This window comes from Streptomyces noursei (genome assembly GCF_016917755.1).
In the GTDB taxonomy this organism is placed as follows: Bacteria; Actinomycetota; Actinomycetes; order Streptomycetales; family Streptomycetaceae; genus Streptomyces; species Streptomyces yunnanensis.
The window spans coordinates 4590497-4603627 of sequence record NZ_CP070326.1; the positions used below are offsets into that span (position 1 = coordinate 4590497).

Annotated in this window: 16 protein-coding genes; 2 read left to right on the forward strand and 14 right to left on the reverse strand. The window is 69.7% G+C overall.

Annotation, left to right across the window (positions count from 1 at the left end; genetic code table 11):
• Window positions 1-3: 3 nt before the first annotated feature.
• Together glmS and JNO44_RS20120 are read right to left on the reverse strand one after the other, a co-directional pair.
• Complete coding sequence (gene glmS, locus JNO44_RS20115; RefSeq protein WP_205365561.1) at window positions 4-1851, reverse strand: glutamine--fructose-6-phosphate transaminase (isomerizing); 1848 nt, start codon at window positions 1849-1851, stop codon at window positions 4-6.
• Between the two features lie 72 nt (window positions 1852-1923).
• Window positions 1924-2181, reverse strand: coding sequence for a hypothetical protein (locus JNO44_RS20120; RefSeq protein WP_205365562.1), 258 nt, complete (start codon window positions 2179-2181; stop codon window positions 1924-1926).
• Window positions 2182-2360: 179 nt separating this feature from the next.
• On the opposite strand from JNO44_RS20120, the gene coaA reads away from it, so the two are divergent.
• A complete protein-coding gene (coaA, locus tag JNO44_RS20125; protein WP_205365563.1) occupies window positions 2361-3359 on the forward strand; it encodes a type I pantothenate kinase in 999 nt (332 codons plus the stop codon).
• A 75-nt stretch (window positions 3360-3434) separates the two neighbouring features.
• Here the strand turns inward: coaA and glmM are convergent, their stop codons facing one another.
• The 3 genes from glmM to rplM all read right to left on the reverse strand — a co-directional run bounded on the left by glmM (window position 3435) and on the right by rplM (window position 5932).
• On the reverse strand, window positions 3435-4793 hold the full coding sequence (glmM, locus tag JNO44_RS20130) for a phosphoglucosamine mutase (protein ID WP_205365564.1): 1359 nt from the start codon (window positions 4791-4793) through the stop codon (window positions 3435-3437).
• Window positions 4794-4933: 140 nt separating this feature from the next.
• Window positions 4934-5446 (reverse strand): 30S ribosomal protein S9, encoded by a 513-nt coding sequence (gene rpsI / locus JNO44_RS20135; protein WP_205365565.1) that lies wholly within the window; start codon window positions 5444-5446, stop codon window positions 4934-4936.
• Window positions 5447-5488: 42 nt separating this feature from the next.
• Complete coding sequence (gene rplM / locus JNO44_RS20140) at window positions 5489-5932, reverse strand: 50S ribosomal protein L13 (RefSeq protein WP_039635408.1); 444 nt, start codon at window positions 5930-5932, stop codon at window positions 5489-5491.
• 337 nt (window positions 5933-6269) lie between these two features.
• On the opposite strand from rplM, the gene JNO44_RS20145 reads away from it, so the two are divergent.
• Entirely contained in the window at window positions 6270-7133 is an 864-nt protein-coding gene (locus JNO44_RS20145; protein WP_205365566.1) for a hypothetical protein, read from the forward strand.
• Window positions 7134-7188: 55 nt separating this feature from the next.
• On the opposite strand, the gene truA is transcribed toward JNO44_RS20145, so the two are convergent.
• From truA to map, 9 genes are all read right to left on the reverse strand, one after another.
• On the reverse strand, window positions 7189-8040 hold the full coding sequence (truA, locus tag JNO44_RS20150) for a tRNA pseudouridine(38-40) synthase TruA (RefSeq protein WP_039635404.1): 852 nt from the start codon (window positions 8038-8040) through the stop codon (window positions 7189-7191).
• 85 nt (window positions 8041-8125) lie between these two features.
• Window positions 8126-8593, reverse strand: coding sequence for a 50S ribosomal protein L17 (rplQ, locus tag JNO44_RS20155; RefSeq protein ID WP_067350007.1), 468 nt, complete (start codon window positions 8591-8593; stop codon window positions 8126-8128).
• A 217-nt stretch (window positions 8594-8810) separates the two neighbouring features.
• The gene (locus JNO44_RS20160; protein ID WP_003956430.1) at window positions 8811-9833 is read right to left on the reverse strand and encodes a DNA-directed RNA polymerase subunit alpha; all 1023 of its coding nucleotides are present in this window, start codon (window positions 9831-9833) and stop codon (window positions 8811-8813) included.
• Window positions 9834-9949: 116 nt separating this feature from the next.
• Window positions 9950-10576 (reverse strand): 30S ribosomal protein S4, encoded by a 627-nt coding sequence (gene rpsD / locus JNO44_RS20165; RefSeq protein WP_073442720.1) that lies wholly within the window; start codon window positions 10574-10576, stop codon window positions 9950-9952.
• Between the two features lie 27 nt (window positions 10577-10603).
• Window positions 10604-11008, reverse strand: a complete 405-nt coding sequence (gene rpsK, locus JNO44_RS20170) for a 30S ribosomal protein S11 (protein WP_004571845.1) — start codon at window positions 11006-11008, stop codon at window positions 10604-10606.
• 64 nt (window positions 11009-11072) lie between these two features.
• Window positions 11073-11453: a 30S ribosomal protein S13 gene (rpsM, locus tag JNO44_RS20175; RefSeq protein ID WP_039635397.1), complete on the reverse strand. Its 381-nt coding sequence runs from the start codon at window positions 11451-11453 to the stop codon at window positions 11073-11075.
• Between the two features lie 197 nt (window positions 11454-11650).
• On the reverse strand, window positions 11651-11764 hold the full coding sequence (rpmJ, locus tag JNO44_RS20180; protein WP_003956441.1) for a 50S ribosomal protein L36: 114 nt from the start codon (window positions 11762-11764) through the stop codon (window positions 11651-11653).
• A 60-nt stretch (window positions 11765-11824) separates the two neighbouring features.
• On the reverse strand, window positions 11825-12046 hold the full coding sequence (infA, locus tag JNO44_RS20185; RefSeq protein WP_003956442.1) for a translation initiation factor IF-1: 222 nt from the start codon (window positions 12044-12046) through the stop codon (window positions 11825-11827).
• Window positions 12047-12232: 186 nt separating this feature from the next.
• Window positions 12233-13069, reverse strand: a complete 837-nt coding sequence (gene map / locus JNO44_RS20190; RefSeq protein WP_205365567.1) for a type I methionyl aminopeptidase — start codon at window positions 13067-13069, stop codon at window positions 12233-12235.
• Window positions 13070-13131: the final 62 nt, after the last annotated feature.

The window sequence follows — 13131 nt, forward strand, 5'->3', positions numbered from 1 at the left end:
CGGTCACTCCACCGTGACGGACTTGGCGAGGTTGCGCGGCTGGTCGACCTCGTTGCCGCGGGCGGTGGCCAGCTCGCACGCGAACACCTGGAGCGGCACCGAGGACACCAGCGGTTGCAGCAGCACCGGCGTCCGCGGGATCCGGACGAGGTGGTCGGCGTACGGGACCACCGCCTCGTCGCCCTCCTCGGCGATCACGATGGTGCGGGCGCCGCGGGCCCGGATCTCCTGGATGTTGGAGACGATCTTGTCGTGCAGGACCGACCGGCCGCGCGGCGAGGGGACGACCACGACGACCGGGAGGTCCTCCTCGATCAGCGCGATCGGGCCGTGCTTGAGCTCGCCGGCGGCGAACCCCTCGGCGTGCATGTACGCCAGCTCCTTGAGCTTGAGCGCGCCCTCCAGCGCCACCGGGTAGCCCACGTGGCGGCCCAGGAACAGCACGGTGTTCTTGTCCACGAGCGAGCGGGCCAGCTCGCGGACCGGCTCCATGGTGCCCAGGACCTGCTGCACCTGCGTGCCGATGGCGGCGAGTTCGCGCACCACGTCCCGGATCTCGTCGCCCCACTTGGTGCCGCGCACCTGCCCGAGGTAGAGCGCGACGAGGTAGACCGCGACGAGCTGGGTCAGGAACGCCTTGGTGGACGCCACCGCGACCTCCGGCCCGGCGTGCGTGTAGAGCACCGCGTCGGACTCGCGGGGGATCGTCGAGCCGTTGGTGTTGCAGATGGCGAGCACCCGCGCGCCCTGCTCACGGGCGTGCCGCAGCGCCATCAGGGTGTCCATGGTCTCGCCGGACTGGCTGATCGCGATCACCAGCGTGCGGTGGTCCAGGATCGGGTCGCGGTAGCGGAACTCGCTGGCCAGCTCCGTCTCGCAGGGGATCCGCGTCCAGTGCTCGATGGCGTACTTGGCGATCATCCCGGCGTGGTAGGCGGTGCCGCACGCCACGATGACGACCTTGCTGACCTCCCGCAGCACCGCCGGCGGGATCCGCACCTCGTCCAGCGAGAGCACCCCGGCCGCGTCGACCCGGCCCAGCAGGGTGTCCGCGACCGCCTTCGGCTGCTCGGCGATCTCCTTGAGCATGAAGTAGTCGTAGCCGCCCTTCTCGGCGGCCGACGCGTCCCAGTCGACGTGGTAGTGGCGGACCTCCGCGGGCGCACCGCCGAAGTCGGTGACCGTCACCCCGTCCCGGCGCAGCTCGACGACCTGGTCCTGGCCGAGCTCGATGGCCTCCCGGGTGTACGCGATGAACGCCGCCACGTCCGAGGCCAGGAACGCCTCGTCCTCGCCGAGGCCCACCACCAGCGGGGAGTTGCGGCGCGCCCCGACGACCACGTCCGGCGCGTCGGCGTGCACCGCGACGAGGGTGAACGCCCCCTCCAGCCGCCGGCACACCTGCCGCATCGCCTCGGTCAGCTCGCCGCACGAGGAGTACTCCTCGGCCAGCAGGTGCGCGACCACCTCGGTGTCCGTCTCGGACGCCAACTCATGGCCGCGGTCGGCGAGTTCGGCACGCAGCGCGGCGAAGTTCTCGATGATGCCGTTGTGCACGACGGAGACCCGCCCGGCGTTGTCCAGGTGCGGGTGGGCGTTGGCGTCCGTCGGGCCGCCGTGCGTCGCCCACCGGGTGTGGCCGATGCCCACCGCGCCCGTGGGCAGCGGCCGGTCGGCCAGCTCCTTCTCCAGGTTGGCCAGCTTGCCGGCCTTCTTCGCCGCCGCCAGCCCGCCGTCGGCCAGCACCGCCACCCCGGCCGAGTCGTAGCCCCGGTACTCCAGCCGCTTCAGCCCGGCCAGCACCACCTCAAGGGCGCTCTGCCCGCCCACGTATCCCACGATTCCGCACATGGAGGCAGCCTAGGGCCTGTCGTCGCCTCACCGTCGTCGCCCGGAGGACGGCCGTGCGGCGTCCGAGTCCGCTCAGTACCCGCGGGCTATCCGCTCCTGTGCCTCCCGGACCCGTGCGAGGAGTTCCTCGTCGGCCTCCGGGTCGGCGCCCGGCTCACGGCGCTCCAGGAAGTCCGTCAGGTCCTCGCCGAGATCCTCCTCCGGCAGTTCCTCGGCCAGCTCGGCGTGCACGCGGGCCGCGAAGGCGTCCGCCGCGGCCCGCGCGCCGGCCGCCCTGATCCGGCGTTCCCTGGCCCGCTCGCGCAGCAGTTCCACCAGGCGTGCTCGCACGCCACCCCCCTGTGTCGCCACGGCGCGCTCCCCTGGCGCCGTCCCCGTCCCCGTCCCCGTCCCCGTCCCCGTCCCCGACCGTACCGGGCGCCGCGCCGGCGGGTACAGAAACGCTGGTCCGGCCGTACCGGGCACGGCACCGCCACCCCGCCGCCCGGCGCCGGGGCCCGCCGCGGACAATGGGGCCCGTGCCCCAGACGACGGATTCGCCGCAACGACGCCGCACCGACAGCTCACCGTACGTCGACCTGACGCGCGCGGAGTGGAGCGCCCTGCGGGAGAAGACCCCGCTGCCACTGACCGCCGAGGAGGTCGAACGTCTCCGCGGCCTGGGCGACGTCATCGACCTCGACGAGGTGCGCGACGTCTACCTCCCGCTGTCCCGGCTGCTCAACCTGTACGTCGGCGCCACCAGCAACCTCCGCGGCGCGCTCAACACCTTCCTGGACGACACCGGCAACGGCCACGGCTCGCAGCCCGGCACACCCTTCGTCATAGGCGTCGCCGGCAGCGTCGCGGTCGGCAAGTCCACCACCGCCCGGCTGCTCCAGGCACTGCTGGCCCGCTGGCCGGAGCACCCGCGCGTCGAGCTGGTCACCACCGACGGCTTCCTCTTCCCCAACGCCGAGCTGCACCGGCGGGGGCTGATGTCCCGCAAGGGCTTCCCGGAGTCCTACGACCGCCGGGCGCTGACCCGCTTCGTGGCGGACGTGAAGTCCGGCAAGGCGGAGGTCACCGCGCCCGTCTACTCGCACCTGATCTACGACATCGTGCCCGGCGAGCGGCTGACCGTGCACCGGCCCGACATCCTCATCGTCGAGGGCCTCAACGTCCTCCAGCCGGCACTGCCCGGCGGGGACGGCCGCACCCGGCTGGGCCTCGCCGACTTCTTCGACTTCTCCGTCTACGTGGACGCCCGCACCGAGGACATCGAACGGTGGTACCTCGGCCGCTTCCGCAAGCTGCGCGAGACCGCGTTCCAGAACCCGTTCTCGTACTTCCGCAAGTACACCCAGGTCTCCGAGGACGAGGCGCTGGACTACGCCCGCCTGATGTGGCGCACCATCAACCGGCCCAACCTGGAGCAGAACGTGGCCCCCACCCGGGGCCGCGCCAACCTGGTCCTCCGCAAGGGCCCGGACCACAAGGTACAGCGGCTGTCGCTGCGGAAGCTGTAGACACCGAAGCGGGGCCGCCCTCGACCCGGCAGCATCGCTGCCGTACGAGGGCGACCCCGCCCGGACGGAACTCCGTTATCCCAGCGCGGACTTGACCGCGTCGGCCAGGCGCTGGGCGACGGCCCGCGCCTGCTCGATGTCGGCCGCCTCGACCATCACCCGGACCAGCGGCTCGGTGCCGGAGGGCCGCAGCAGCACCCGTCCGGTGGCGCCCAGCTCCCGCTCCGCCTCGGCGACCGCGGCGGCCAGCTCGGCGGAGCTGGCCACCCGCGACTTGTCGACGTCGCGGACGTTGATGAGGATCTGCGGCAGCCGCTCCATCGCGCCCGCCAGGTCGGCCAGCGACCGGCCGGTCGCCGCGACCCGGGCCGCCAGCATCAGGCCGGTCAGCGTGCCGTCGCCGGTGGTGGCGTGGTCCAGCACGATGACGTGCCCGGACTGCTCGCCGCCCAGCGCGTAGCCGTGGGCCTTCATCTCCTCCAGGACGTACCGGTCGCCGACCGCGGTCTGCACGAGGTCGATGCCCGCGCCCTCCATGGCCAGCTTGAAGCCCAGGTTGGACATGACGGTGGCGACGACGGTGTTCTTGCGCAGCGTGCCGGCGTCGCGCATGCCGAGCGCCAGGACGGCGAGGATCTGGTCGCCGTCGACCTCGTTGCCGGCGTGGTCCACGGCCAGGCAGCGGTCCGCGTCGCCGTCGTGGGCGACACCGAGCGCGGCGCCGTGCTCCAGGACGGCGGACCGGAGCTTGTCGAGGTGGGTGGAGCCGCAGGCGTCGTTGATGTTCAGCCCGTCCGGCTCGGTGCCGATGGTGACGACCTCGGCGCCGGCCCGCGCGAACGCCTCCGGCGAGACCCGGGCCGCGGCACCGTGCGCCCCGTCGATGACGATCTTGAGCCCGTCCAGGCGGTTGGGCAGCACGCCGACCAGGTGCGCGACGTACTTGTCGAAGCCCTCGTCGTAGTCGGTGACCCGGCCCACACCGGCGCCGGTCGGCCGCTCCCACGGCTCACCGGCGCTGTGCCCGCGGTAGGTCTCCTCGATGCGGTCCTCCAGCTCGTCGGCGAGCTTGTGACCGCCGCGGGCGAAGAACTTGATGCCGTTGTCGGGCATCGGATTGTGGCTGGCGGAGAGCATCACACCCAGATCCGCACCCAGCACCCCGGTCAGATAGGCGACCGCAGGGGTCGGCAGCACCCCCACCCGCAGCACGTCCACCCCGGCGCTCGCCAGACCGGCGACCACCGCGGCCTCCAGGAACTCCCCCGACGCCCGCGGATCGCGACCGACCACGGCCATCGGCCGATGGCCTTCAAACGTGCCCGCCTCGGCCAGCACATGCGCCGCCGCGACCGACAGGCCGAGCGCCAGCTCCGCCGTCAGGTCCGCGTTGGCGACGCCGCGCACACCGTCCGTGCCGAAGAGTCGTCCCACTGGTGTCCTCCGAAGTAGATGAGCTGTGACCGGGGCTTGGATTCCAGGTATACGCCGCGGTCTGTCGGAAGCCGAACGCCCCGGCAGCACGGAAGTGCCACCGGGGCGTTCGCCAAGGGCTGCCTGCATGCAGCGCGTGATTAGCGCTTGCTGTACTGCGGCGCCTTGCGGGCCTTCTTCAGACCGGCCTTCTTGCGCTCGACCGCACGGTCGTCACGCTTGAGGAACCCGGCCTTCTTCAGGGCGGGACGGTTGGCGTCCACGTCCGCCTCGTTCAGCGCACGGGCCACACCCAGGCGCAGCGCACCGGCCTGGCCGGAGATGCCGCCGCCGGAGATGCGGGCCACGACGTCGTAGCGGTTGTCCAGCTCGAGCACCTTGAAGGGCTCGTTGACTTCCTGCTGGTGCACCTTGTTGGGGAAGTAGTCCTCAAGGGTGCGGCCGTTGATCTTCCACTTGCCGGAGCCGGGGATGATCCGCACGCGGGCGATGGCGTTCTTGCGACGGCCCAGGCCGGCGGCCGGCTGCGGCTCGCCGAAGCGGGACGCGAGGGACTCGGAGGTGTACTCACCCTCCAGCGGAACCTCGGTCTCGGTGGTGTACTGCTCGACCTCGACCTCGTCCAGCGGGGTCTCGGGGGTGGTCTCAGCCACGATGCTTCCTCAGATTCTCTGTCGTCTTGGGGTGGCCGGGACTTACTGCGCGACCTGGGTGATCTCGAACGGGACCGGCTGCTGAGCAGCGTGCGGGTGCTCGGCGCCCGCGTAGACCTTCAGCTTCGAGAGCATCTGACGGCCGAGGGTGTTCTTGGGGAGCATGCCCTTGATGGCCTTCTCGACGGCCTTCTCGGGGTTCTTGGCCAGCAGCTCGTCGTAACGGACGGAGCGCAGACCACCCGGGAAACCGGAGTGGCGGTAGGCCATCTTCTGGGTGCGCTTGTTGCCGGAGAGGTGCACCTTGTCGGCGTTGATGATGATGACGAAGTCACCGGTGTCAACGTGAGGGGCGTAAATCGGCTTGTGCTTACCCCGGAGGAGGGACGCGGCCTGGCTGGCCAGACGGCCCAGGACAACGTCCTGCGCGTCAATGATGTGCCACTGGCGCTGAACATCGCCGGGCTTGGGGCTGAACGTACGCACGTCTTAGCCTTCGCTTCGTGAGTCGGGTTATCCCCTGGGCGAAACCCAGGGGAAGGGTCCTGTACTGGCACCGTGACTGCTCACACAGCGGGATGGCACTACGGGCGACGCAACCCGATCGTCCACCGCCGGTCAGCGGCCTGGCTAGCCGGCGTAAGGCCCCTCACGTGAGATAGAGCAAGCCCATACGCATAACGAACCAGCAGGATACTGACCCAACCCCGGACGGGTCAAAACGTGGCCCGGACAGGCGTGCGGTCGCGTCCCCCGCGCACCGTCCCGAAGCGGTTCCGCTCCCCCCGCCACACGCTCACCCGCGCGCACTAGGATGCGCGGCATGAGTTTTGGGCAAGGGGGGCCGTTCGACGGCCCGGGGGGTTCCACTCCGGACTGGTCCGCGCTGGCCGACGAGAGCGAGGCACGCACGCGGCGCAAGCGCTGGCTGATGATCGGCGGCGGCGCGGTCGCCGTGCTCGCGGTGGCCGGCATCGTCGCCACCGCCGTGATCAACAGCGGCGGCCCGTCCGACGACAACCCCTCGGCCCACCCCACCGCCTCCGGCCAGACCGCCGTGCCGGACGACAAGCCGTCCTTCCCCGACGTCTCGGTCCCGCCCCCGCCCAACCCGCAGGACTACATCTCCGACCCCAAGAAGGACACCGCGCCGCTCACCCCCGCCACCCTCTTCCCGCAGAAGAGCATGGTCGTCGGCGAGCACAGCTACCCGCAGACCGGCACCGCCAGCACCACCGACTGCACCGCCGGCGCCCAGGGCCCCCTGGTCTCCTCGCTCAGCCACAACGGCTGCACGCAGCTGCTGCGCGCCACCTACTCCAGCGGCGGGGTCGCGGTCACCATCGGCGTCGCGGTCTTCGACTCGCCCGCCAAGGCCGCCGCGGTGATGAACGAGAACAAGCCCAACCTCATGCCGCTGTCCGGCAGCGGTGTCCCGGCCGACTTCTGCCAGGGCAGCAAGTGCCGGATGACCACCAACGCCACCGGCCGCTACGCGTACTTCACCATCGCCGGCTACACCAACGGCAAGGACGTCACCGGCAACGAGACCCAGGCCCTGCAGATCGGCCGGGACGGCGGCGCCTACGCCTTCACCCAGATCGCCCAGCGCGGCAAGGACCAGGCCGCCAAGGCCGCCGAGCAGCAGCTCAAGGAGGCCCGGCGGAAGGCCGGCAAGACCTCCTGACACCACCGGCGGTGCCGGCCCCGCGCCCCGTGGCGGGCACGGGGCGGGCGCGGCCTCAGCAGCAGCCGGCCGACGGCAGCGACCGCTTGTTGCGGGCTTCCCTGCTCCGGGCGGCCAGCAGCTCGTCGGCGGGATAGCCGACCTCTTCCAGGGTCAGCCCATGGGGTCGTACGACGTGCACGGCGGAGTCCCGCACCCCCGCGGCCAGCACCTTCCCGGGCCACTCCGGACCCCGGTGGCCGTCGCCGACGAAGAGCAGCGCGCCGATCAGCGACCGCACCATGTTGTGACAGAAGGCGTCCGCCCGGACCGTCGCGGTGATGATCCCGTCCGCGCCCTTGACCAGGCTCAGCTCCTGGAGCGTGCGGATCGTGGTCGCGCCCTCCCGCTTCTTGCAGTACGCGGCGAAGTCGTGTTCCCCGAGCAGCCGCTGCGCGGCCTCGTTCATGGCGTCCACGTCGAGCGGCCAGTCGTGCCACAGGACGTGCCCCCGCAGCAGCGGGTCCACCCCGCCCGGGTTGTCGGTGACGCGGTAGGCGTAGCGCCGCCAGATCGCCGAGAAGCGCGCGTTGAAGCCGCTGGGCGCCTCCCGCAGGGCCCACACCCGTACGTCCTTGGGCAGGCGCCCGGCGAGCCGCTTGAGCAGCTTGTCGTGGTGCTCGCGCCACACCTGCTCGGGCAGATCGACCTGCGCGACCTGTCCTCGCGCGTGCACCCCGGCGTCGGTCCGGCCCGCGACGGTGAGCTCATAGGTCTCGCCCGACCGCGTCACGGTCCGGATCGCGTCCTCCAGCTCCCCCTGGACCGTGCGCCGCTCCCGCTGCTTGGCCCACCCGGAGAACTCCGAGCCGTCATACGACAGGTCCAGCCGCACCCGGACGAACCCGGGCTCCACTTCGTCACTCACACCGCAATCCTCTCAGGCCCACCACAGACGAAAGCGGGCCCGCCCCCAGGGGGGCGGACCCGCTCACCGCTCAGCGACGACGGACTCAGGCGTCCTTCGACTCCTCGGCGGCCTCGGCAGCCTTGGCCTCGTCGGCCTCCTTGACCGCGCGCTTGGCAGCGGCCTCGGCCTCGGCGACGGTCGCCTTCTTGGCGATCTCGCCCTCGACCAGCTCGATGACGGCCATCGGGGCGTTGTCGCCACGACGGTTGCCGATCTTGGTGATACGGGTGTAGCCACCCGGACGCTCCGCGAACCGCGGCGCGATCTCGGTGAAGAGCGTGTGCACGACGCTCTTGTCCGTGATCAGCTCCATGACCTGGCGGCGGTTGTGAAGGTCGCCCTTCTTCGCCTTGGTCACCAGACGCTCCGCGAACGGACGCAGACGACGGGCCTTGGCCTCGGTCGTCGTGATGCGGCCGTGCTCGAAGAGGTTGGTCGCCAGGTTGCGCAGGAGCGCCTTCTCGTGCGAAGCGCTGCCGCCCAGACGGGCGCCCTTGGTGGGCTTCGGCATGGTGTATCTCCTTCATTGCTGCACCGGCCGTATCAGGTACCGGTGTCAGTTCCCACGAGGCGGCCGCCCCGCGGAAGTCACACTGCTTTCGCCCGGGGGACAACCCCCGGGCCCCCAGCAGGGGGTTTATGCATCAGCCCGTCCGGCGTTCGAGGACAGGGCCCCAGCCGAAACGGCGGGACAGCCGAGAACGTCGACCACCCCGCCGTCAGGCGGATCAGTACTGCTCGGTCTCCACGAAACCGGCGTCCGCGTCGTCGTCCGCGCCGAACGCGTCGGCAGCGGCAGTCGGGTCGAACCCGGGGGGCGAGTCCTTCAGCGCGAGACCCATCCCGGCCAGCTTCGCCTTGACCTCGTCGATCGACTTCGCACCGAAGTTGCGGATGTCGAGCAGGTCCGCCTCAGAGCGCGCGACGAGCTCGCCCACGGAGTGGATGCCCTCACGCTTGAGGCAGTTGTAGGAGCGGACGGTGAGCTCCAGCTCCTCGATCGGCAGCGCCAGGTCGGCGGCCAGGGCGGCGTCCGTCGGGGACGGGCCCATGTCGATGCCCTCGGCGTCGATGTTCAGCTCGCGGGCGAGACCGAACAGCTCCACCAGGGTCTTGCCGGCCGAGGCCATGGCGTCGCGCGGGCGCATCGCCTGCTTGGTCTCGACGTCGACGATCAGCTTGTCGAAGTCGGTGCGCTGCTCGACACGGGTCGCCTCGACCTTGTAGGTGACCTTCAGCACGGGGCTGTAGATGGAGTCGACCGGGATCCGGCCGATCTCCTGGCCGACCTGCTTGTTCTGCACGGCGGAGACGTAGCCGCGACCGCGCTCGACGGTCAGCTCCATCTCCAGCTTGCCCTTGCCGTTCAGCGTGGCGAGGACGAGGTCGGGGTTGTGCACCTCGACACCGGCCGGCGGCGCGATGTCGGCGGCGGTGACCAGACCCGGGCCCTGCTTGCGCAGGTACATCACGACCGGCTCGTCGTGCTCCGAGGAGACGACCAGCTGCTTGATGTTGAGGATCAGGTCGGTGACGTCCTCCTTGACACCCGGCACGGTGGTGAACTCGTGCAGCACGCCGTCGATGCGGATGGACGTGACCGCCGCACCCGGGATCGAGGAGAGCAGGGTCCGGCGGAGGGAGTTGCCGAGGGTGTAGCCGAAGCCCGGCTCCAGCGGCTCGATGACGAACCGGGAGCGGTACTCGTCGACGACCTCTTCGGTCAGCGAGGGGCGCTGAGCGATCAGCATGATGTGTGTCCTTCAGTCGTGGACGCCCGCTATTTGACGTCCGCTGTACTTCAAAGGGTACGGGCGGTACGACACCGATGGCGCCGTACCGCCCTGACCTGTTCCGCTGGGGGCTCTTACTTGGAGTAGAGCTCCACGATCAGCTGCTCCTGCACCTGGGTGTCGATCACCTGGCGCTCGGGCAGGCTGTGCACGAGGATCCGCAGCTGCGAGGGGATCGCCTCCAGCCACGCCGGGACGGTCTTCTCGCCGGCCTCCGCCTTGGCCACCTCGAAGGGGGTCAGGTTCTTGGAGCCCGTGCGGACCTCGATGATGTCGTTCACGGCGACGCGGGCCGACGGGATGTCGGTCTTGCGGCCGTTGACCTGGATGTGCCCGTGGCGGACCAGCTGACGGGCGTGGTCACGGGACTTGGCGAAGCCGGCCCGGTAGACCACGTTGTCGAGGCGGGTCTCAAGGATGCGCAGAAGGTTCTCACCGGTCTTGCCGGTCTTCTGGTTCGCTTCCTTGTAGTAGCCCACGAACTGCTTCTCAAGGACACCGTAGATACGGCTGCACTTCTGCTTCTCACGAAGCTGGAGCAGGTACTCGCTGTCCTTGGTGCGCCCGCGACCGTGCTCACCCGGGGGGTAAGGACGGATCTCGATCGGGCACTTCGCGCTCTCGCACTTGCTCCCCTTGAGGAAGAGCTTCTGCTTCTCCCGACGGCAACGCTTGCAGTCGGCCCCGGTGTAACGCGCCATTGTCTAGTTGTCTCCTACTTCAGTGGGTCAGACGCGGCGACGCTTGGGCGGGCGGCATCCGTTGTGCGGGGTCGGGGTGACGTCCTGGATCGAGCCCACCTCAAGACCGGTCGCCTGCAGCGAACGGATGGCGGTCTCGCGGCCCGAACCCGGACCCTTGACGAAGACGTCGACCTTGCGCATGCCGTGCTCCTGCGCGCGGCGGGCGGCCGACTCGGCGGCCATCTGCGCGGCGAACGGAGTGGACTTGCGCGAGCCCTTGAAGCCGACGTGGCCGGCAGAGGCCCAAGAGATCACGTTCCCGGTCGGGTCGGTGATCGAGACGATCGTGTTGTTGAACGTGCTCTTGATGTGAGCGTGCCCGTGGGCGACGTTCTTCTTCTCCTTGCGGCGCACCTTCTTGGCGCCGGCCGTACGGCCCTTCGGAGGCATTCAAATTCTCCCGTGGAGGTGATCGGTCCTACAGCGAAGACCGCTAGTGGGGTCCTGCTGAGGACTACTTCTTGCCCGGCTTCTTCTTGCCGGCGATCGCGCGACGCGGACCCTTGCGGGTACGGGCGTTCGTGCTGGTGCGCTGACCGTGCACCGGCAGACCGCGGCGGTGACGCAGACCCTGGTAGCAGCCGATCTCGACCTTGCGGCGGATGTCGGCCTGGATCTCGCGACGGAGGTCACCCTCGGTCTTGAGGTTGTTGTCCACGTACTCGCGGATCTTGACGAGGTCTTCCTCGACCAGGTCGCGGACCCGGGTGTCCGGGTTCACGCCGGTGGCGGCGAGGGTCTGCTGCGACAGCGTGCGCCCGATACCGAAGACGTAGGTGAGGGCGACCTCCACACGCTTTTCGCGCGGGAGATCAACGCCTGCGAGGCGTGCCATTGATGTGGCTCCTGATGGCTATTCGGAGGTCTTCCGCAGCACCGTTCCCGTAAGACTCTGCGGCATTACGAGCCGGGTCCCCGGCCTCCGAGCCGGGGGTGTCGTCCCTCGCGCGCGGCGCGGGGGTCGGGTGACTGCATATGTACGTTTTGTGCTTGCGTCGCGCGAACTGCGAAATTGCAGGTGGTCGGCGTGCGTCAGCCCTGGCGCTGCTTGTGGCGCAGGTTGTCGCAGATGACCATGACCCGGCCGTGGCGGCGGATCACCTTGCACTTGTCGCAGATCTTCTTGACGCTCGGCTTGACCTTCATGGGATGTGAGGTTCTCCGGGTCAGTGCCGCCGCCCCACGGGAGCGGGGCTTCGGCAAGATCTACTTGTACCGGTAGACGATACGGCCACGCGTCAGGTCGTAAGGAGAGAGCTCCACGACGACCCGGTCATCCGGGAGGATGCGGATGTAGTGCATCCGCATCTTGCCGCTGATGTGCGCGAGGACCTTGTGACCGTTCTGGAGCTCTACCTTGAACATTGCGTTCGGCAGAGACTCGATCACGGTGCCCTCGATCTCGATGGCACCTTGCTTCTTGGCCACGCTTCGCCTTTCGGATCGGCTACCTTGATCGACTCACTTGCACTGTCCGCACCCGACGTGCGGGCACACGGGTGCACGAGAGCCGACGCGTCAGTCTACGTCAGTGCCTGAGAAAAGACGAATCCAGGAGTATTGCCCAACCGCGGAGATCATTACGCGCGGGGGCCGGTGACAGCGTGCTGCGCACTACGCCAGGGGGTCCGGCGCCGCGGTGATGCCGAGGCTCGCGAGCTTGGCCTTGCCCCCGTCGGGAGCGGTGAGCACCAACGGGCCGTCCTCGGTCAGCGCGACCGAGTGCTCCCAGTGCGAGGACCAGCTGCCGTCGTTGGACTTGACCGTCCAGTCGTCCTCAAGGACATGGGTCTTGGCGGTGCCGAGATTGATCATCGGCTCGATGGCGATGCAGAAGCCGGGCACCAGCTTCGGGCCCCGGCCGCGCTTGCGCTCGACGTAGTTCAGCAGGTGCGGGTCCATGTGCATCTGCGAGCCGATGCCGTGGCCGCCGTAGTCCTCGACGATGCCGTACTTGCCGCTGGCCGGACGGGGTTGGCGACGGATGTAGCCCTCGATCGCCCGGGAGATGTCCACCAGCCGGTTGCCCTTGGCGACCGCGGCGATCCCCGCCCACATCGACTCCTCGGTGACCCGGCTGAGCTCGACCAGCTCCGCGGAGTGACCGGACCCGACGAAGGCGGTGTACGCGGCGTCCCCGTGCCAGCCGTCGATGATCGCGCCGCAGTCGATGGAGATGATGTCGCCGTCCTGGAGCACCGTGTCGGCGGACGGGATGCCGTGCACGACCACGTCGTTCACGGAAGTACAGATGGTGGCGGGGAAACCGCCGTACCCGAGGAAGTTCGACTTCGCGCCGTGCTCGGCGAGCACCTTGCGCGCCACGTCGTCCAGGTCCTTGGTGGTGGCGCCCGGCACCGCGGTCTCACGGGTGGCCGCGTGGATGGCGGCGACCACCAGACCCGCCTCGCGCATCTTCGCGATCTGCGCGGGGTTCTTGATCTCCAGCATGCCGGTGCCTACCGCCTTCGTTCTCGCACGAGGTTCTGTCGGGGGGATTTCCCACCCACCCA